Here is a 20,220-nt window from a genome sequence, read left to right on the forward strand (position 1 = left end):
ATCAGGGATGTAACTGGTCATCAAGCCAGTCTAATTTTTCCTGATATGAAATGCCGGATGCCCCCAGCTGACAATGTTCACCGGCGCAAAACTCGTCGGTAAAGACTAGGTATGTCTTTGGGCATTTCAGAGCCTCATAAAATGACTGTGCCTGACCGCCAATCTTTGAGTCACTTATCCCGTCACAAACAAGGGTTGCTGCTGTGATGTTCTCAATGACACCTTCAAGTGTGTAGGGCTCATAGGTGAGCATCACATCAGCCGGAGTAGGGACATCAAACACATACATTCCCTGAGTCATGGCCCAGTCCAGACTGGTCGAATTCTTCATCCTGGCATACATATCCTCGTTGACATAGTCCTTGTTTTCCCTGATGAAGTCAAACACATCTTCACGTGTTACATTCTGGGGGTCCGGGAATCCCATTCTGAACTGACTGATCTGTTCATTCGCCATGTCATAGATAGCACTGTCGGCTATGATTGCATGAATCCGGTTATCAAACGCAGCAGCCCGGGGGACGAAATATCCCCCCATACTGATCCCCCACATACCTATCCGTTCAGAATCAACATCTGGTCTGCTCGTTGCATAATCAAGAACCGGGCCTACTACCTTCTCCCAGTCATATCTGAAGGGGATCTTCTGAACACGGATCACCTCACCCTGTCCAGGGCCTTCAAAGGTGAGCACATTATACCCTCTCTTCACTCCTTCAAGAGCATTTGAGTAGAGTTCCTCCTGGGTTCCATCATACCCGGTCTGGATTATCAGGAGAGGTTTCTTCTCACCCGACTCATCTGCAGAGTAGAAATATCCTGGGAGGGTGGTATTTTCATAGGGAATCGACACAATCTCCATGTGAACCGGATCAAGTTCCATAGCTGCCCTGAAGGTATCCACACTGTTCTTCCATGAGGTCAGAATCCGGGGGTCGTCTGGATTTCGATGAAGGAAGAATTCAGCAGTCCGGTAATAGGTCTGGGCACGGAGCCAGGCATCATGCGCTGAAACCAGGTGGCCCTGTTCATACGCCGTATCACCGACTTTTTTAAAATGATCTGCGGTCTTTGTCCATTCTGTATACCAGTTCTCATAATTGAGAGGTTTTATCCGGGATGCTGTGGCAATGACCTCTCCCAGATCAGATCCACCGGAGTACATACTGGAAAGGGTTCGTTTCAGTTCAAAATCAAACTCAGGGTCATTAACCATAAAAGGGGAACAGGTTGTATTCACATTGATGACCGGCTGTGGGGAGATCTCATCTGTTGCAGAACAAGACAGAATCAAAAATCCAAAAAGAATTACTCCACCTAACAGCAGATACCGTACAGGAAGAGACATGCCAATATCTTCACAGGGAAAGGAAAAAAATATTGCTGATAAATCCGGATACCAGAGAGGCTGTTTAATAAAATGTCATTTCCGCAAGAGTACAATTTCTATTCGATTAACGTAAATCGCCGATAAAAGAACGGGTTTTTACCTCATTATACGATCGGTTTGAAGTTATGAAACAGCCTCAAAAGGGATTTATAATTATTTACTCATCATATACCGGCGAAGATCAATCCCCCGAATACGACAGACGGGACCATCACGGAGTGCTGGCAGAAATCCGTCTGCAATATACTCTAACAGTACCGACTCACTCTCACCGGCAATGGCAGCAGCTTCTGACACAGTATACAGAATCTCATCCATGACTCCACCGATTGAGTCACGGAGCATCCGGTCACCAGCCCGTTCAGGCCCTGCAAACCCTGACGGAATAAGTTCTTCAGATTCTATTCCGGATTCTGAAAGCGAATACTGGACATCATCCACCGAGATCGGGGCGGGAGGGATGGCACTTCCTTCAGACTCCTTCTCTTCAGCGACGGAGGATTTTGTCTCCTGCAGCACCGGTCTTTGCATGGCCGCACGGGGGTCCTGAATGAGAGCAGGGTACTCATGCCTGATCACATGAGTCGTGGGAGAGAGAGTTGAAAGCCGGGCTATTTGTCCCCGAAGCCATGATATCTCCTCGTCCTGACGGTGTATTATCTCACGCAGAATCTCATGGTCGGTCGGGACGGAGGCAGTTTTCCGATCGCAGGATACAATCCTCGTTATATCATGTTTTTTAATATTGAGTGCCTGGCTGAGCAGATCACCTGCAATATCCTCTATGGACATGTTCTGCTCTGTAGCGAAGTGATTGAGCCGGTTTATAATTTCCGGAGAGAGGGAAAGGGTGATGATCTGTTTCTGGTGAGACATCTTCTCCCAGTCTAATTAATTTCTGAACACAAAAAGTGATCTCATGAGTATGAATCCAGCCCCGATTGTGTGAATTTTAAAAAATAAGCGGATTTATGCAACCTTTTTCTTCGCTCCCAAATATCGTGAAGACTGAAGGGAATTGAGCCGTAATAAGCCGACCAGAAGAAGAGCGATAAGGAAGATACATTGACCAATTACAAGTACCGGGAAGATATTGATCATTTCTGGTAAAGTCATTATGTCAGATATGCGGAGCTCGGTAGATATGGGGCCGGCCATATACATGAATAGGATGATTGTCGAACAGAGGAGGATAAAGAATCTTATAAATTTATTTTTTACTGGTATTGAGAGGCAATAGAGCGGCAGTATGACTGAAAAATAGATAATCAGTCCGGCAGCAATAAGAATGAGGGTTGGAAAGAGGAATATCACCGGATGAACAGAGAGCGATGAGAGGAAAAACCCGACATCGCCTGTTACCTCAAAGACCCGCATCGGAATATAAGAGAACAGGGCACCAAGGTTGAAGATGAGCACCCAGAGGGAAAGTGTCATAAGGCTTTTGTATTTAATTCCACGGCTTTTCAGGAATATCCAGAAACATAAGACTGCTGCCAGAGCATTGAACAGAAGACCTCCGATCGCAGTCATGGACGCTGAACTTACATCTAATCCAGACATATAGGGGATATACTGAAAGGATTCAGAAAATCCATATATGCCAGTCTGATACCGGGTGATGTGTATCGGGGTTGTGATGATTGCCTGCATTGGATCAGGTGTCATGGTGATCCCCATCATCCATGCGGTGGCAAAATGACCCGATTCATGGATAAAATATTCAATAATACGACCAATGATGATAGAAACCAATGTTATGAGGATAAAAGGGACCGGGTTACTCCAGGGTCGGAACTTCATTCTTATTCTTCATATTCGCTGGAAGAAGGTTAATAATTCGTGCTCTGATATGATGAAGCAGAGATTAAAAAGGAACTTTGAAAGATAGAAAGGAATCAAAAAGAGGCAGGATTTAGAAAACCATGACTCTCCAAGAGGTATTATGGAGGGAGACGGTGTTCCAGTATACCAAAGTTTTGTCCTCGCCGGATGGTACTACATCACCCAGAGAGAGCATATCATACCCGGCAAGATAGGTTCCAACCGGTGATGAGGCAAGGTCAGCGATCTTCTGAATCGCAGAAGGATCGGATACCGTGGCAGGCAGAGACCCTTCATGCCCGATTATGGTGCCATCAGGCTGGATCACCAGGATGTTCAGGTCCGTCCCGTTTGTCAATGAATCCAGGGAGCTCTCCACCAGAAGAGCGGGATGGAGGAGCACCGAGAGGTATCCGGTAACTGAGAGCGATGAAGAGTAGACCGGATAAATGATACTTACTGCAAATTCTCCTTCGACAGTCTCGAAATACTCACTCATGCCAGGGGCAGGATTGCGGATAACCGAGGCGACCATCGTCTGGTTTTTGACATTTGAACCAATACTGCTGCTGTATTTTTCAGGATATACTGCAATTATCGTGCCGGAGCGGTCAAGAAGACTTACTTCAAATATGGCAGGGTTGCTCTTCGCTACTTTTTCAAGATAGCCTTGTGCATCAGGACCCTGCAGATTCTTTCCCTTGAGCTCTGCGGCATATGCGGCGATGGCGGCATCACAATCCTGTAATGTCTTTGAAAGAGCGGTAGAAGACCTGAGTTGCAGGGTTGTTATTGCCAGTTCTTCTTCGGGTGACAGAAAAGAGGTTTCTCCCTCATACCAGCTGTCTGATTGTGTAAACCCCTCATGCTTTGTAATCGAGAGGATCCGAAGTGGCTGCCCCCACATCTGGATAGTCATCACATCTGTATCAATGACTCCGGTAATGTCTACCAACAGGCCATCCTGTTTGTATTCATCAGGCAGATCCAATGGAAGATACTGTGCTCCATCCTGAGCAATAAAGCCATAAAAACCCCCTTCAAGATCGATGTAGGTAATAGTCCCGTAGCTCGTGATCTCTAAACCGGTCTCCTGTGCAATACACCCCGCAGCACAGAGAAATGAGAGTGCAATGAAAAAAACACCCACCGATGCCATTGATCGAATCATACATTTTTTTCGGCGGAACACAAGAAAAGAGTTCTGGTATAGAGGTTTATAAGAGAGCACCGGAACCACACCGGCATCAACCGGAGAGAAACGCGGAGAGAAGCAGGGCATAGATACCGGCATGAATAAGGATAAACACGGGGACCATTATGGAAAAGAGTGGTTTTCGAATCTTGTGCCTGAAGATCCTCATCCCTGCATAGGCACCAAAGGGTCCGAAAAATGCCACGGTTATCAGATTCCGTTCAGATAACCGGTACTCTTCACGCATAGCCCGGTGTTTGTCATACCCGAATAATGCAAAGGATATGATGTTGAGAATGAAATAGGGAATAAAAAATATACTATTCATGAAAACGTCCTTTCTTATCTTTCGTATTTTTCATATTTTTTTCCCATATGCTCCATAAGTATCTTTTTAGAGAATTCCGCCCTTTATTATCTCATCTGTTGAGAGAACTCTGGCATAGAGCCCTGACAGGGCCCCCATATAGGCAGCATGGACCAGGGGAGCAGGGACAGTTACTTCCTGAAACGTCAGATCACGGGTTGTACATGCATCATGAGCAAGAATACAGGCAAATCCAAGATCTGCTGCTGCCCTTGTCGTCGCATCGATACACATGTGACTCATCATTCCGGCTATGATGAGATTGTGTACCCCCCTTTTCTGAAGATATGATCCAAACTCAGTCTGCCTGAAACTGTTCGGATACTGTTTTTCGATGATCTTCTCCCCGGCTTTTGGGGATACCAGATCTGATATCTCTGCTCCTTTGGTTCCAGGGAGGAAAAATGTCGCATTCGGGCGTGTTGAGATGTGTCTGATATAAATAGGTTCTATGCCACGGGTCCGGGCAAAATCCAATAAAAGACTAGCTTTTTTCCCGGCGTCAAGACTCTGGTGGCATTCCATGGCACCGCCAGGAAAGTAGTCATTCTGGATATCAATAAGGATGAGAGCAGTGTTTGTCATAATTCCCCCGGATTTGCTAAGATATATTGTCGTGGATGCAGCCCGAATTTCTGGTAGAAGGGGAGCACATCTTCATTTCCGACGGTTACATGGACCCTGATATCGGTGCACCCTTCTTCTTTCATCCAGGTCAGGGCATGAACCATGAGTGTTGTCCCGATTCCCCGGTTCCTGGCCTCATCACACACAAAGATGGACTCTATCTCTCCATAGGAACCGGGGGCAACCGAACAGTAACAATACCCGATATCATCCCCGGACAGGGTGTCGACGGCAAAAAAGATGCGAATCAACCGGTCAGTGTTCTTCTCCAGCAGGTCATTTTTCCGGTCATGAAACCTGACTTTTCTCATCTGCCCGGAGAACATTTTATTGCGGGATATGATGCACACCCTGAGCTGTTCCCAGAGTTTTTCTATCCTGTGGGTCTCTTCTGGTCCGGCTGCATGGATCTCATACTGCACATCAACAGAGTTCTTTAATTTCGACTCCTGCTTCTCCTCTTCTGCCCGGTGCGCAAGTTCCTGAGCAAAGGCCGGGTGGCATACAGCGATATATTCTGCACCCTCAGGCGTGCTGTATCTGACTCTGGATCCTGCGGGGACCAGAACCGCCTGTCCGGATGGCACTAAAAACACCTGACCATCAGTCTCTACCTGCAATGTCCCGGAGAGCACAACCGAATATTCATCAAACTCCGGAGTCTGATATGGCTCTGACCAGCCGGGGGGGCTTACCATCCGTGCAATACTGACCTCCGGTGTTCCGGATACGATTCTTCCCACATATTCTTCAATTCTTTTTGGGGGCGTTCCAGTTGCACTGATGATGCGGGGAGAGGATATGATCCGGACCATAGTATCAGGTCTTTTGTTGTTTCTATATGATTATTGGGAGTGTGAACCGAAATTAAAAATGATGATTCTGATGAACCTGTATCTGTGATAGTCCCTCCCCATAATTTCTCCAAATCTCCGGTGAAGGAGGTCATCTGCCGGTACTATACATCTGGCAACTCTCCTGTTGAGATACTTATTCCAAAACCATACCCGGGATGGGAGGTAATCCGGAATGAAATGGCTGATTCACTTAATAGGTATCAGAATGAGACCTTTCATGATTTAATGCTCACATATACCGATGAGTTCCATCTTTTTCCAGATGATGAACCGGTCCATCTGATATCTATTGCCCCAGATATACCAAAATCACTGGCAAAACTGATGCTGTATGGATTAAAAATGGAGATTATCCTACCGGGAGCGGAGAAAGGGACTCTAATACAGATCAGATACACATGGAAAACCGATATGATTATTCTTGATTTCCAGGCGATGAGTCAAAATGAAAAGGTATATGCAAGAGATGCGACGCTGAATTGGTTTGAGAAGGCTCGTGAGGATATTCATTTGGTATTTGATGTGATTGTATCAGAGACGTTGCGGAAAAGATGTTTATAATAATTCCACCATCTCATCTACTCTTTTCTTAACATCTTCAAATGCTATTGGCTGAGAATATTGTTGTAACCGGGATAATGTAATCGATTTTTGATCTCTGAAATGCTTATTGATATCAGAAGTCCTAAATACGTAAAATTCCCATTGAGCCAGATCAAAAACGCAGACATTATCAGGATTCTTCTCTGTCAATACGCAAAAAATATACAAATCTGCTGATCTCACCTCATGGTCCCCGTATTTGTTTGTACTGGCATCCCAGGGTATTTTTTTGGCAATATCAAATTTTATAAGAGAGGGTTTTTCCATATTCCAGCTTTGCAGATAGCCAGAACTCTTTACTTCAATTTTTAACCCTTTATAACAAAAATCGATGTAATTCCATTCAACCCTTGGTGATTCTGTCACATCAAGAGCATAGCCGACAAGAAATTCAGCAAACAGGGGCCGTACAGTATTACTTAAAAGATCTGAATATGCCCATGACCAGAAATCGCCAATCTTTACCCCAGGAAGACCAGTTATTTCCTGATCTACTGAAATTTTTTTATTCATTCTCATCTATAAGTTACTTTTTGGGGTGGATTTTTAAATTATCGATTAACCCTTGCTTTTTGCTCAATAATAAATTTACAATGGTCATGCCCAGCAGAATAACATTCAATCTCCGTTATTCTCACCGGCTCATTCAGATACCCGGAGAATATCGCAGATAATACCCCGATATCAAACGAGCAGGCACCATGACCGGTAACCGGGAGGTCCTCACACTCAAAACATCCCTGAACAGTGAGAGAGATTGGATCAGATCCACTCAGGGTAACCGATCCAAGACCATGCACTGACCAGAATTCATGCATTTTCTCAACCATCCGAGAGAGGTCGGAATCATACACCAGGGGGGCAAGGACCCTGCCAATCTCCCATCCCGTTCGTTCAAGCACCGGATCAACATTGATCCCAAGAGCCATCGCCTCTGTTCTGAACACCCGGACTCCCCATCTGAAAAAGGATGCAATATCTCCCGGTTCAAATGGGAGTCGGGCAGATACCTCACTTTTATCCTCTCTGACCGGTGCATGCCGATCAAGATTGGTCAGCCGCCCGATGGGATGTGAGGTAAGGGAAAGTATCTTTTTTCTGCTGTCATCTGGATCAGTATGTGATGAGATAAGACCTGCTTTCAGGAGATCATGAACATGGACCGATATGGTGGATTTTGCCTTTCCACAGAGTGTGACAATCTCATAAAATGAATGATCCCGTGACTGCAAAAGCTCAAGTATCCTCTTCTTCACCTGGCTGTCAATCGCCATAACCCGATTTCTGGATGAGAAGAGCTGGATATCATCATCCAGATTCTTTGTATATTCTTCGGTCACTGCTGCATGTACATATAATCCGGAAGGTTCATATTTGTTCGCATACAATAGAATGTTCGTACAAATACTAACGAGTTGAATTATGAAAGCAAGTGCATATAAAATTGCAGAAGGAGTATACTGGGTCGGAACACTGGACTGGGACCTTCGATCCTACCATGGATATACTCTTGATGGAACGACATACAACGCATACCTCCTCTTTGGTGAAAAGACTGTCCTGATAGATAATGTCTATCCAGGGCAGGCTGCACAGATGTGGGGAAGGATTGCTGATGCATGTAGCCGGGAAGGCCGGGATCTCCATATCGACATCATCGTTCAGAACCATGTCGAGAAGGATCATTCCGGAGCTCTTGCAGAGATTCATAAAAAATTCCCTGATGCACCCATCTACTGCACTGAAATTGCAGAAAAAGGACTTGTAAGACATTACCCAACCGTACAGGGAGCAGAGTTCAGGCATATCAAAACCGGAGATACCCTTGACTATGGGAAGAAGACCCTGGCATTTGTTCAGGCACCGCTCCTCCACTGGCCTGATTCCATGTTCACCCTCCTTGTGGAGGATGGAATTCTCTTCCCAAATGACGCATTTGGTCAGCATCTCTGTTTCACCAAGCGTCTTGACAGCGAGATTCCTGAAGCGGTTCTGATGGATGCTGCACAGAAGTTCTATGCAAATCTTATCGTTCCGCTATCAGGGCTGTTCATCAAAAAAGCAACCGAATTGACAAACCTTGATCTCATCAGCAAAGTGAAGATGATTGCCCCGTCCCATGGACAGATCTGGACCGATCCATCAAAGATCATCAATGCATATATCGGCTGGGCCACCGGGACTCTCATCAAACCAAAGGTTACCATCGTCTATGACACCATGCATGGATCCACCCGGATGCTTGCCCATGCTCTCGCAGAAGGGGTCATAACCGGCGGATGTGATGTGAAGATCTTTAACCTGCATGAGGATGAGCGGTCAGAGATTGTGAAGCACATTCTGGAGTCAAAGGGCCTGATGATTGGTATTCCAACCATTAATGACATGCCGTATCCAAGCATCGGGGATCTCATCTATTACCTGAAAGGTCTGCATTTTGACCGGACCGGTGAACGCTATGCCATGACCTTCGGCTCAATGGGCGGAAAAGGCGGTGCTCCGGCCATGATTGCAGATGAACTGAAAACCGCGGGATTTACTGTCACAAAGACCATGGAAGTCGTATTTGTTCCAAATGCCGATGAACTGGAACAGGCGTTCGATGCGGGTTTTGAGATAGCAGAGGCCATAAAAAATAAAGGGATTCCAGCCTGATCCCCTTTTATTCTGGAGTGAGATCCTCAAAGGTATATGTCGAATAGATCATTCCAAGCATCTCAACATCTGAATCAGACGAGGTGCATACCACAGAAGGGTTCTGGTGGACAGCGGTAAAGAGAATATCCGGATTTGGCTCTCCGCTGAAGGGTTCGTCCACATCGGTCTGGATGGTAAACCGGTATGGATCCAGGTTACCAAAGAAGAAATCCTTGTACTCGGTAACCTGTTCAGGGGTGGCATTGTAGGCCCAGTCCGCTGCATCTGCAACAGTAACATCAACAGGAATCCACCCATATTCGGGGAGGTAGAACTCCGCCCAGAAATGCGTTCCCTGATGCCCTGGTACTATCTGATACCCGCCTGGAGCCCGTGCTGGAATGCCGACCGCCCGACATAATGCAGCGAAATAGGTACTCTGGGTTCCGCAATCGCCAAAGCCGGTATAATGTACAAATTCAGATTCCGGAATGGACATTGCAGTGAGATATGCATGAGGCACATTGCTGTAAGGAAGCGTCTGTAAGATATAATCATAGATGAGCCGTGCCTTTTTATACGGATTTGTTTCATCTCCGACGATCTGGTTTGCTAATGCCATAATTTCCGGAGTGACATTGATATTTGGCTGACTTTTCGTATACCGCTGATACAGAGGATCTGATGTATCGTACACCGGAATCGCATCAGGATCGAGATCAAGAATCCGCGGGCTTGTGGTAAACGTGAGCCTGACTGAGACATTCACATAATCGTCCATCATCTTCTCAAGAGGTATCTCCAGGTATACCTCTCCGATGTCACCCGTTGTCACCGGTTCTGATACCACATATTCTTCAGGCTGAACAGATGTCACCAAGATATCTGACTGACTCTCAATACTGACCGGAAGCGGATACCAGACCTGCAAAGTCCCGTTGTCAGGAAGAAGATTTCGGGGAATACTCAACTCTCCCGTTCCCTGGAAGGTATGATTCAGATAGAGCGGGTTCTTCTTATCGCGTGGAGCACTGATAAACGGAGATATCTGATCGAAAAACGGTGATTCACCGAGCGATCGGGTATAGTTCTGACTCAGGGAGGCGTTGTGAAATCTGATATTTCGGGCAATACCTTCATAATAATAGATCTGGCCGTCAGATTCGAACTGGATTGAGGCTCCCGGTTCCAGGAATGCCTCCCGTTCTTCCTGAGTGAATTGAGGAAAAGCCTCCTGAATAGTCTCATCTGCGCTCGTCCTGTTCAGGTTCATCTCGGCAAACAGCCAACTCATTCTTTTAGCCTGGCGGAGAGCATCTTTCTTTTCCGCCTCATTACCGAGTGCAGCAAATTTTTCTGAGGCGTTCATGAAAAGATTATAGGCGTGTTCATAGTTCCCGTCTTTGACTGCATTCTCAGCCAGTTGAAGCATCTCATCGGCAGATTGTTCAGAAGCGCCGATAGCAATTCCCGGTATGACAATCAAAACCGTCAAAAAAAAAGTAATCTCCAACACGCGACTACCCATCTTAACTCCCATATAATTTTCTTTATGGGTCAATGGGAGATTAATTCTTCGAACTGACGACCACACATGAAAACGTCCGAAATTCAGGGGATTTTCAGAGAGAGACCACCAATGTCCTTGGACGGCATCAACACGAAATTTAAATACCCAGTCACCAACTACTCTCCATGCTCACCTTCATCCTGCTTGGCAGACTGACAAATCTTGCCGTTGAACAAACCCGTGAATTACAGGAGAGAGATAAAAGGGCTGCCGAAATAATCAAAAATGCCGGAGGTAATCTGGTTTCGCTCTATTACACCTTTGGTCAGTATGATTTTGTGGCGATTATTGAAGCCCCGTCTCAGGAGATCATGGGACTGATTCTTCTCGAAATCGGCAGGTTCAGCACCGTCAGTTCTGAAACGCTGATGGCAATGCCACCTGAACAGATGTATAGCCTTATTCATAAGTTACCCTGAGCTATGTCAGAGTCCTCAAAGCTCCTTTTTTCATGAACTCCAAAACAAGAGCAGGAGGTAACAGATAACAGGCACACATCAATATATTGAAAGACTAATATTTCAGGTATAAGATGGTTTCAGATGTCGGGTATCTGGTCGGCGCAATCGGGACCTTTTTTGCAATCCTGGATCCGTTCGGAAACCTTCCGTTTTTTATTGCATACACGAATACCCTCAGTGCCCCGGTACGAAGAAAGACCGCTCTGGTCCTCTCGGCTTTCATCTTCGTCGCGATGGCAGTTTTTCTCTTCTCAGGCCAGATGGTCCTGAGTTTTTTCCACATATCCCTCCCTGCGTTCCAGATAGCCGGGGGAATTATTCTGTTTGGCGTTGCTCTTTCCATGATGAGCGGTACTCACACGATAACGATGAACCGGGTCATATCAGACACCGGAAAAGAGATGCTTCTGGAGAAGAACGAATCTATTCTCCCCACAATAATTGTCCCGCTGGGTATACCACTCTATGTCGGACCTGGATCGATTGCTGCAGCCATCCTCTTTGGCAGTAATGCACCGACCGAGACGGCGTTTCTTGGAGGTTTGCTCGTCATCCTTCTTATTGTCATCTTCATAACCATCCTCAACCTCAGCTCAGATTATATCGGGAAGGTGCTCGGGAACCAGGGAATTGAGATCCTAGTCCGGCTGATGGGACTGGTCCTTGCAGCGATTGCAGTCCAGCTGACACTGGATGGGATTACCGGAGCGATCACCACCATGATCCTCCCCTCCCTGTCCGGATAAATTACAGCCTGATTACCATATCATCAGTACCGATGATTACATCCGAGAACTGAGGTCCAATATTCCTGATTGAGAGCCGCTGATCAAGGGTGGTGTACAGATCGGCAGCAAAATGAACCAGTGCCAGCTGGTCCGCCCCTGCCTCTGTTGCAAGACGAACGGCTACTTCTGGGTTTAAATGAGGCCATCCGGGGTTTTCCTGTCCGGGGAGATAAGCACATTCAGTGATCAATAGATCTGCTCCTGCCCCAAGTGTGAGTATTCCCTCGCAGGGTCCGGTATCGGTGCAGAATGCAATCGTTTTTGAAAACTCAAACCGATACCCGAAGACCGGCTGGGTATGGACAAGAAATGCAGTCTGTACCGGGATGCAGAGATCAGACCTGCCCTCCGGAAGCTCAGTGATAGTTACCGGATAGGTCAGTTCATCAATCGGGACGGTGTAGGGATACCCGATAAATCCGGATAGTATCTGAACCCCGGGCGGACCATAGATGGACAGGCCTCCTTCAAACCGGCACCGTGCCAGGGTATGCAGCCCGGATATATGATCCAGGTGAAAGTGGGAGAAGAACAGGAGGGCGGGTTTTTTGATACAGAGGTACACATCCGGGATCTTCGTAAATCCCTCTCCGGCGTCGAGAATGATAAAACAGTCAGGGGTATCAATGGTGATGCAGGTGGTGTACCCGGTTTTTGAGGTGTACCACCCGTTTGTTCCATGAAAAATTACGGTGATCTCTTCCATTATCTCATGAGTATTTCGATTTAAGAACAGATATAAGGAGTGTTCCGGCCTCTACCTGAAATTATTATTTTTGAAAATAGTGAGCTGACCTCAGTAGATATATCTCTGCGATGATCTGCCCCTGATAACCCCGATCACTCCATATGCAATCAGGTAACACCCGATAAATACGATAAGGAGTTTCATCCCGTCCTGGGGATAGAGTATAAGATAAAACCCGATAACAATGCTGAGCACCCCTCCGATGATCAGAAAAAACCAGGATAACCGGTCCTGAACGAACCCTGATGAAAACCCGAGTTGCATGATACCCATCATGAGGATCACGACCCCCAGTAATATTCCCATCAGTGAGACCGTCATGTCAGGGTTGAAGAGAGCAAAAAGACTGACACATACACCGATGAGGCCCAATAGAATGAACGGTACAGAAAACCCTGATCCCCTCACCGAATAACCAATACCCACAATAATCAGCGATATCAGAAAGATTATCGCGGCAAGAAATACCCCGATAATACCTGGGATAAAAGGAGAAAAGACGAGCATCAGAAGACCGATGAGTATTGCGACCACTCCGGCCTTTTGGGATATACCCCTGCTCACCCAGATCATATGCATACAGGAAGGTTGTTCCATCATCAATAAATCCGAATTGATCACAGATCGGTGGAATGATTATTGCAGAGCAATCTTCTGCATGAGAGCCATGATTCCAGGTTTTGTTTTTCCCATACCGGTGCCGGTCTGCCCAGGTCCAAAACCCCCGAACATCGGAGGAGCTTCAAACATCTCGGTATTCATCCGGTCGGTGATCTCATCAAATATCCGCTTATATGCGATACAATGAGGATCAACACCGGTTATCTCCCCTCCGGACGGGGCAATCGCATTATAGGGGCATCCCCCCCGGCAATATTTGTTGTGGGAGCAGGATGAGCAATGGGTATCCACGTAGGCCTTGAAATCATTCATGAGTCTGCCAGGCTTTGACTCATCAAGATCCTTCTGCGTCGGCCGGTCACGGACATTGCCCATGACATACTCATCCATCCCCACGAACCGATAACAGGGATAGATACTCCCGTCAGGACCAATGGCATAGGTGTTCCCCATACAATCGGCAAAGGTGCAGACATTCCCTCTTCTCGTAAAGACACACCTGACCAGGTCATTGATATTCATAATATCAATCTCATGATAGTGGTCAAGTGACTGATCCAGAAGGTAAACCAGGAGATCGCCAAATTTCTCCGGGGCCAGGGCCCACTCGTTCGGGCTCTCACTTCGTAATGAAGGAAGTGCCGGGTGCAGTTTCATGGTAAAGCCCTGATCGATGAAGAACTGCACGATAGATTCCCGCTGTTTTTCAGAGTAACCGGTAAACGTGCAGATAAACCGGATATTCAGGCCATGCTCCCGTGCAACCCGGTACCCTGCCATAGTTTTTTGAAAATACCCGTCTCCCCGCTGATAATCAGTAATATCCTCAGGACCATCAATACTAGACCCGATGGGAATATGGTATTCTGCAAAGATGTCCGCAAGTTCCGGAGTCATCCGCCAGAGGTTTGTCTGAATCGCGAATGAGGGTTTATTTTTCGCAAGACCCTGAGCAAGAAGAGGCAGAGCCTGCCGGTAAAAGTCAGGTCCGGCAAGAAGAGGCTCGCCGCCATGAAATGTTATCGTGACCGGATCATCCCGAAAATCTGAAAGCCAGGATACGACGTCCTTCACAACCTGAATATTCATCACCGGAGATCCTTCTTCAGAACTCCAGCAGTATTTACAATTGGACGGGCAGCCAAGGGTCGGGATAAGCATGATATGGAAAGGGGTTTTCATCAGTCCACCACTATTCTCCTGAATAGGTACTAACCCAACGACCTAAAAATTAGATAAGTCCCATTCGGTCGGCTTCCATCATAAGAGAGTCGCGGAACTGTGGATGGGCAAGATCAATTATCGCAAGCGCACGCTGCCGGGTATCCTTTCCTTTCAGATTGGCCATCCCATATTCGGTTGCAAGATAATGAACATCGGCACGTGGAGTGGTTATTGCTGCACCTGCCTCAAGCCGAGGCACAATTTTTGATATCTTCCCACCCTTAGCCGTTGAATAAAACGCAAGTATAGACTTTCCACCCCTTGAGTCAAATGCTCCCCTGACAAAATCAAGCTGACCGCCGGTACCACTAAAGAGAGAACCTGACAGGTACTCGGCATTAACCTGACCGAGAAGATCAACCTCAAGTATCGAATTTATCGATATCATATTATCATTTTGTGCAATGATTCGTGGATCACAGACATGGGATGCCGGATAACTCTCTATGGAGGGGTTATCATCCATGAATTCATACATCCGTCTGGTTCCTGCGGCTGTGGTAAATACGTGCTTCTCTTTATGCATTGTCTTTTTCTTTCCGGTGGCAACACCCATGTCAATAAGATCCACCATTCCTTCGGTGAAGAGTTCGGTATGGATACCAAGATCCGTATGATCCTGAAGGAAACCTGCAACCGCGTTTGGAAGTCCGCCGATACCAAGCTGAATGGTCGCTCCGTTTGGAATCAGATCTGCAATCATTCGTCCGATAATCTCATCTTCCGGCTTTTTTTCAGGGATCTGTAGCTCAAGAAGAGGAGTGTCATATTCCACAATCCCATCAACATCAGAGAGATGAATCTGTGAGTCACCAAAGACACGGGGCATGTATTTGTTTACCTCAACGATAATTCGTTTCCCGCATCGTGCGGCTGTTGATATATAGTCATTTCCGGTCCCAAAACTAAAAAATCCGGCTTTGTCCATCGGTGAAACCGTGGTGATCACAGTGTCTATATCCATAAAGTCCTGGCAAAGGCGAGGTATCTGGTGAAGATAAGAAGGAACAAAATAGCTCAGACCATATCTGGTCATGGTCCGGTCAGCAACTCCGCTAAACCATGAGTGATGGGTGATCTGATCACAGAGTTCAGGAGAAAGTACGGTCGATTGGGTGTGTTCACGAGGAAGAAATGTGTAGATGTTAATATTCTGAAGGTTTTCAGAGAGAATCCTGTCAGCAAGGGCTTTGAGAAGTGCCGGCGGCTGACATATGGACATACCATATACGATAGTCTCGTCGCTCTGAATTGGGAGGACTGCCTGGTCCGGGGTTTTCAGCAGTTCAAGGTACCGGGAATCTGATCGAGTAAATGCCATGAGTGTATCATATCCAATATACCGGGAAGAGTAATGAAGATGTACCAGGGAGGTGGAATAAATATACCTGGTGAGCAGGCACGGGTTTCTGAAGCGATTGCATCCGGCAAACCCACCGCCATTGATTGGCATATTAACCCGGTGGATAAACCTCCGGTCCAGTCATTTGCACAAGGAGCCTGTGATTATGCTGTACGGACACTGAATTAAAATCGGTGAGCATTCCTTTTTTGATTTTCGCAATCAATGTACCAACTCGTACCGATACGGCAAACTCTCTTTCAGAATTCATTTATGGGGGACCTGCATACGTGTGTTCATGGATCCGATAATCAGCACAATTCAGAAAGAACTGATCGGGGTGATAGACGAAAAGACCAAAAATAGTTACCAACGGTTTTTCAAGGAAAAGGTGAACGCATACGGATGTAAGACCGCTGCAGTATCAAAGATAGCTAAAAAATACTGGAAAATAGTCAGTACAAGAAGTAAACACGAAATATTCTCTCTCTGTGAAGAACTCTATCAGTCAGGATACATGGAGGAAGCCTTTATTGTATCCTCCTGGGTTCCAAACCTCAAAGACCAGTTTGAACCGGAGGATATCAAAACCTTCAGATACTGGATTCTGAACTATATCACCAACTGGGCAACCTGTGACAGTTTTTGTAACCATTCGATGGGTGACTTTATCGAAAAATACCCAGAATCCATAAATGAACTGAAAAACTGGACACAGTCTGAAAACCGGTGGATGAGACGGGCAGCTGCCGTATCTCTTATCATACCGGCAAAGCGTGGAAAATACCTTGATGATGTCCTTGAGATTGCAGATGCTCTCCTGACCGATGAGGATGATATGGTCAGGAAAGGATACGGCTGGCTCTTAAAAGAAGCAAGCAGACAGCATGAGGACACCATTTTTGAGTATGTTCAGGCTCACAAGCGGGAAATGCCACGAACATCACTCCGTTATGCAATTGAGCTCATGCCAAAGGAGAGACGGGCGGAGGCAATGAAAAAGGACTGGAAATAGACAGGACAAAAACAGGTACATCATATAGATTACAGGAGACATCAATAAGAATGAATGAGGCGGGCATGGTGAAAAGGAGGGAGTATTGGTGACATATTCACTCCCGGCCATCTCCTTGTTATGCCTGATATCAGCGGCTATCACTTTTAGTCTTGGGATTTTTGTTTTTGCTCGAAATCCGAAGAGCCATGTCCACCAGTTATTCCTTCTCCTCTGCTGTTCCGGAGCATTCTGGGCATTTTTTGAATTTATGCTGAGGCAGGCAACCGATCCTTCATTTGCATATTACTGGAATATGATCGGGTCAGAGTGGATCATCACCATCCCTGTCGCAATCCATTTTATCCTGCTGTTTACCAGTCATCCATTGAGCAAAAAATCACATCTTCCCATCATTCTGTTATTATTTTACGCCCCTGCCCTCGTGTTTTTTATCTATGATGCGACCCATGCATGGACATACCACTTTACCTTCATTGAAGGATATGGCTTTGATTCATCCCCCAAGCCTTCTCACCTTCTGTATATTCCTGAAATTATTTTCGCATTTATTGTTGCCTTTTTTGCAATAATCACCTGTATCAGGTCATATCTCAAAACACCCCAAATATACAAAAAATTAAGAAGACAGATCCTTCTGGTTCTGATGGGTATCAGTTTCCCATCCGGTGCAGGGCTTATCGGCATAGTGTTCTTCTCAAATATCTCCAATGGACTCTCCGTAGCCGTCGCAATAAGTTATCTTGGATTTGTCATCTGTATCAGTATCGCAATATTACGATACGGCCTGTTCATTGTCTCTGCAACAACAGCAGCGGAGACGATCATCACAACGATCCCAGATGCCCTCATCCTAACCACTCATGATGGAGAGATCATCACTACAAACCCTGCCGGTCTGCATCTGACGGGACTTGGGAGGGGCAATAACCAGGAGAGGCAAATCAGGAATTTTATTCCGGAAACTGAATTTCTTCAGATATTACAAAAGATTGAACGAAACGGATCTGTATCAGACGAGGAGATGTTGTTCAGGGGAGGGTTTGGGCCGGTGCCGGTCAGTATTGCTGCATCAGAGGTAAAGGACCTGGATGGAAAACCCGCAGGTCTTGTATTTATTATCAGGGATATAACCGACCGGAAAGCATCAGAAAGGGCCCTTGTTCAGGCACGAGAGAAACTGGCCCTGATGTTTAAGATCACCAGGCATGATATCTTAAACCTCCTGACCGCGATGACAGGATATTTGTGTATTGCTGAGGACAAGGCTGAATCCCTTGATGCATCGCTTACCAGCGATATTCGGACCTGCCAGGACCTAGCTGAGAGGATTGCAGATCATATCCGGATCACCGGAACATATCATGAACACGAGTCAGGAGAACCGATATGGCAATCCCTGGATTCACTTATCAGACGACTGATACAGGAGATGAGCAATACGGTTCAGATAACAGCCGATATCGAGCCGGTTGAGATACGTGCCGACCCTCTCATGTACAAAGTACTCTATAATATTGCTGAAAACAGCGTCAGGCACGGAGAGAATACAACTCTGATTACCTGTGAATCAGCCATCTTAAACGATTCATTTATCCTGGTTATGGAAGATAATGGGAAGGGGATTCTTGAGGAGGAAAAGTCAAGAATTTTTGAACCGGGATTTGGGAAGAATACGGGTCTCGGACTTTCTTTCTGCCAGGATATTCTCAATTATTCTGGGATTTCCATAAGAGAAACTGGAAAAGCAGGATCCGGAGCACGGTTTGAGATCCTGTTTCCCCCCGGAACCTGGAGAGAGAAAAATACATGACCTGATTAAAATATCGTATTATCCTCAATAAACCGCTCAATCACTTCTATTTCCCGTTCAAGACTGTCACTTAATTCAAGCGCTTTTGCCCGGCTGAGATACCTTCTGGCTTCAAAGAAATCTCCATCCTGTTTACATTCATCTGCATACGTGACCATCAGATCGATGATCTTCAGATTCGGACCAAACGGAATATTCCGTTCATCCAGGATCTCCCGGCCATGAGAGAGGATATACGACACATCCAACTCTATCTGGGACTTTTCTTTGATATATGCCAGTTCACGGGCAGTCTCTGTCGAATCCTCCCACGTGGTGCCCATCAGGTAACAGGTGACGGCACCGGTATAATCACCGGTTTCTATCAGGTAATATCCCATGTTCCGATAGGCATGGGCAAGGTCTTCAGGTTTCCAGGCATACTCAAAACAGTGGATCGTGAGATTGCGAAATTCATCCAGGTTTCCCTCTTCCCGGCAGAAATCAGCACGTGCAAACAATATGGAATCATTGACCGGACTTAATACTGAAAGTGATGTAAAAATGGCACGGGCTCTATTCTTCTCTCCCTTCAAAGCAGCGAGCCGTCCGGACTGTAGCAGGATATCACAGTTCAGATAGGGATGAACCGTAAAATCCTGTTCAGGCGTGACATAGGTGATGTAATATGCATATTCTATAAAGTCCCGAAATGAACGATATTTTCCCCCCTCCTCATCCGGATGTTCAGCATAGGGAAGGATATATGACAATGCTGACTCTGCAGCCGTTCCATCTCGTTCGTCCAGGAGTGAACGGACAGATGCAAGAACTGCCTCTACAATCAGATCAGGGTTTTGAACCCGGGATACGAAGGTCTGAAATTCAGTTTGAGAGAATGATAAGACAGCCAGAGATGCTATAACGTCAGATATCGCCTTCTGACATGGATGGGCTGTATAATGATGCTCCATATCGATGAGGTATTCCATTACCTGACCTTTTTCACCGGGAACATGCTCCCTGATGTGCGTAACAATCCCTGCACAACTCTCTGGTGATGTCATTCTCTTTTCTCCCGAATCTGGTACCTCTCATAGGATTGAACTTCAGTCATGATGATAAATACCTTTCAGGCTCACAAGAATTCTAGTACCTG

22 protein-coding genes are annotated in these 20,220 nt (G+C 46.2%); 7 read left to right on the plus strand and 15 right to left on the minus strand.

What is annotated here, in order from left to right:
• Position 1: 1 nt before the first annotated feature.
• The 7 genes from MHUN_RS08070 to MHUN_RS18260 form a co-directional block, all read right to left on the minus strand.
• Positions 2-1,348, minus strand: a complete 1,347-nt coding sequence (locus MHUN_RS08070; RefSeq protein WP_011448540.1) for an alpha/beta hydrolase family protein — start codon at positions 1,346-1,348, stop codon at positions 2-4.
• 195 nt (positions 1,349-1,543) lie between these two features.
• Positions 1,544-2,266, minus strand: a complete 723-nt coding sequence (locus MHUN_RS08075; protein WP_011448541.1) for a helix-turn-helix domain-containing protein — start codon at positions 2,264-2,266, stop codon at positions 1,544-1,546.
• Between the two features lie 93 nt (positions 2,267-2,359).
• The gene (locus MHUN_RS08080; RefSeq protein WP_011448542.1) at positions 2,360-3,193 is read right to left on the minus strand and encodes a hypothetical protein; all 834 of its coding nucleotides are present in this window, start codon (positions 3,191-3,193) and stop codon (positions 2,360-2,362) included.
• Positions 3,194-3,305: 112 nt separating this feature from the next.
• Complete coding sequence (locus MHUN_RS08085; protein ID WP_158498194.1) at positions 3,306-4,385, minus strand: cache domain-containing protein; 1,080 nt, start codon at positions 4,383-4,385, stop codon at positions 3,306-3,308.
• 76 nt (positions 4,386-4,461) lie between these two features.
• The gene (locus tag MHUN_RS08090) at positions 4,462-4,737 is read right to left on the minus strand and encodes a DUF1294 domain-containing protein (protein WP_011448544.1); all 276 of its coding nucleotides are present in this window, start codon (positions 4,735-4,737) and stop codon (positions 4,462-4,464) included.
• A 66-nt stretch (positions 4,738-4,803) separates the two neighbouring features.
• Positions 4,804-5,361, minus strand: coding sequence for a cysteine hydrolase family protein (locus MHUN_RS08095; RefSeq protein ID WP_011448545.1), 558 nt, complete (start codon positions 5,359-5,361; stop codon positions 4,804-4,806).
• The gene (locus tag MHUN_RS18260; RefSeq protein ID WP_011448546.1) at positions 5,358-6,218 is read right to left on the minus strand and encodes a GNAT family N-acetyltransferase; all 861 of its coding nucleotides are present in this window, start codon (positions 6,216-6,218) and stop codon (positions 5,358-5,360) included. The genes MHUN_RS08095 and MHUN_RS18260 overlap by 4 nt, the downstream gene beginning before the upstream one ends.
• 84 nt (positions 6,219-6,302) lie before the next feature.
• On the opposite strand from MHUN_RS18260, the gene MHUN_RS08105 reads away from it, so the two are divergent.
• A complete protein-coding gene (locus MHUN_RS08105) occupies positions 6,303-6,821 on the plus strand; it encodes a hypothetical protein (RefSeq protein ID WP_011448547.1) in 519 nt (172 codons plus the stop codon).
• Here the strand turns inward: MHUN_RS08105 and MHUN_RS08110 are convergent.
• Together MHUN_RS08110 and MHUN_RS08115 are read right to left on the minus strand one after the other, a co-directional pair.
• On the minus strand, positions 6,816-7,376 hold the full coding sequence (locus MHUN_RS08110) for a hypothetical protein (protein WP_052288855.1): 561 nt from the start codon (positions 7,374-7,376) through the stop codon (positions 6,816-6,818). The two genes, MHUN_RS08105 and MHUN_RS08110, sit on opposite strands and share 6 nt — an antisense overlap.
• A 38-nt stretch (positions 7,377-7,414) precedes the next feature.
• Positions 7,415-8,203 (minus strand): V4R domain-containing protein, encoded by a 789-nt coding sequence (locus MHUN_RS08115; protein WP_048067907.1) that lies wholly within the window; start codon positions 8,201-8,203, stop codon positions 7,415-7,417.
• An 82-nt stretch (positions 8,204-8,285) separates the two neighbouring features.
• Here MHUN_RS08115 and MHUN_RS08120 point away from each other — a divergent pair, with 82 nt between their 5' ends.
• On the plus strand, positions 8,286-9,518 hold the full coding sequence (locus MHUN_RS08120) for an FprA family A-type flavoprotein (RefSeq protein WP_011448550.1): 1,233 nt from the start codon (positions 8,286-8,288) through the stop codon (positions 9,516-9,518).
• Between the two features lie 7 nt (positions 9,519-9,525).
• Here MHUN_RS08120 and MHUN_RS08125 read toward each other — a convergent pair whose 3' ends face one another.
• The gene (locus tag MHUN_RS08125) at positions 9,526-11,028 is read right to left on the minus strand and encodes a transglutaminase-like domain-containing protein (RefSeq protein ID WP_011448551.1); all 1,503 of its coding nucleotides are present in this window, start codon (positions 11,026-11,028) and stop codon (positions 9,526-9,528) included.
• Positions 11,029-11,195: 167 nt separating this feature from the next.
• On the opposite strand from MHUN_RS08125, the gene MHUN_RS08130 reads away from it, so the two are divergent.
• Both MHUN_RS08130 and MHUN_RS08135 read left to right on the plus strand, forming a co-directional pair.
• Positions 11,196-11,489: a GYD domain-containing protein gene (locus tag MHUN_RS08130; protein ID WP_011448552.1), complete on the plus strand. Its 294-nt coding sequence runs from the start codon at positions 11,196-11,198 to the stop codon at positions 11,487-11,489.
• 113 nt (positions 11,490-11,602) lie between these two features.
• Positions 11,603-12,277 carry a MarC family protein gene (locus MHUN_RS08135; RefSeq protein ID WP_011448553.1) on the plus strand — a complete coding sequence of 225 codons (675 nt, stop codon included), beginning with the start codon at positions 11,603-11,605 and terminating at the stop codon, positions 12,275-12,277.
• Position 12,278: 1 nt separating this feature from the next.
• On the opposite strand, the gene MHUN_RS08140 is transcribed toward MHUN_RS08135, so the two are convergent.
• From MHUN_RS08140 to MHUN_RS08155, 4 genes are all read right to left on the minus strand, one after another.
• Complete coding sequence (locus MHUN_RS08140) at positions 12,279-13,025, minus strand: ribonuclease Z (RefSeq protein ID WP_011448554.1); 747 nt, start codon at positions 13,023-13,025, stop codon at positions 12,279-12,281.
• A gap of 90 nt (positions 13,026-13,115) precedes the next feature.
• Positions 13,116-13,667, minus strand: a complete 552-nt coding sequence (locus MHUN_RS08145) for an HdeD family acid-resistance protein (RefSeq protein WP_011448555.1) — start codon at positions 13,665-13,667, stop codon at positions 13,116-13,118.
• 36 nt (positions 13,668-13,703) lie between these two features.
• Positions 13,704-14,870 carry a TIGR04083 family peptide-modifying radical SAM enzyme gene (locus MHUN_RS08150; RefSeq protein WP_011448556.1) on the minus strand — a complete coding sequence of 389 codons (1,167 nt, stop codon included), beginning with the start codon at positions 14,868-14,870 and terminating at the stop codon, positions 13,704-13,706.
• A gap of 49 nt (positions 14,871-14,919) precedes the next feature.
• The gene (locus tag MHUN_RS08155; RefSeq protein WP_011448557.1) at positions 14,920-16,233 is read right to left on the minus strand and encodes an acetyl-CoA hydrolase/transferase family protein; all 1,314 of its coding nucleotides are present in this window, start codon (positions 16,231-16,233) and stop codon (positions 14,920-14,922) included.
• Between the two features lie 33 nt (positions 16,234-16,266).
• Between MHUN_RS08155 and MHUN_RS18990 the strand changes: the two genes are divergently transcribed.
• From MHUN_RS18990 to MHUN_RS17510, 3 genes are all read left to right on the plus strand, one after another.
• Entirely contained in the window at positions 16,267-16,443 is a 177-nt protein-coding gene (locus tag MHUN_RS18990) for a hypothetical protein (protein ID WP_158498195.1), read from the plus strand.
• A gap of 109 nt (positions 16,444-16,552) precedes the next feature.
• Positions 16,553-17,269: a DNA alkylation repair protein gene (locus MHUN_RS08160; protein WP_048067391.1), complete on the plus strand. Its 717-nt coding sequence runs from the start codon at positions 16,553-16,555 to the stop codon at positions 17,267-17,269.
• 88 nt (positions 17,270-17,357) lie between these two features.
• Positions 17,358-19,082 carry a histidine kinase N-terminal 7TM domain-containing protein gene (locus MHUN_RS17510; protein WP_011448559.1) on the plus strand — a complete coding sequence of 575 codons (1,725 nt, stop codon included), beginning with the start codon at positions 17,358-17,360 and terminating at the stop codon, positions 19,080-19,082.
• A 5-nt stretch (positions 19,083-19,087) separates the two neighbouring features.
• Here the strand turns inward: MHUN_RS17510 and MHUN_RS08170 are convergent, their stop codons facing one another.
• Positions 19,088-20,128: a tetratricopeptide repeat protein gene (locus tag MHUN_RS08170; RefSeq protein WP_011448560.1), complete on the minus strand. Its 1,041-nt coding sequence runs from the start codon at positions 20,126-20,128 to the stop codon at positions 19,088-19,090.
• Between the last annotated feature and the right edge of the window lie 92 nt (positions 20,129-20,220).

This window comes from Methanospirillum hungatei JF-1, from assembly GCF_000013445.1.
Lineage (GTDB): Archaea > Halobacteriota > Methanomicrobia > Methanomicrobiales > Methanospirillaceae > Methanospirillum > Methanospirillum hungatei.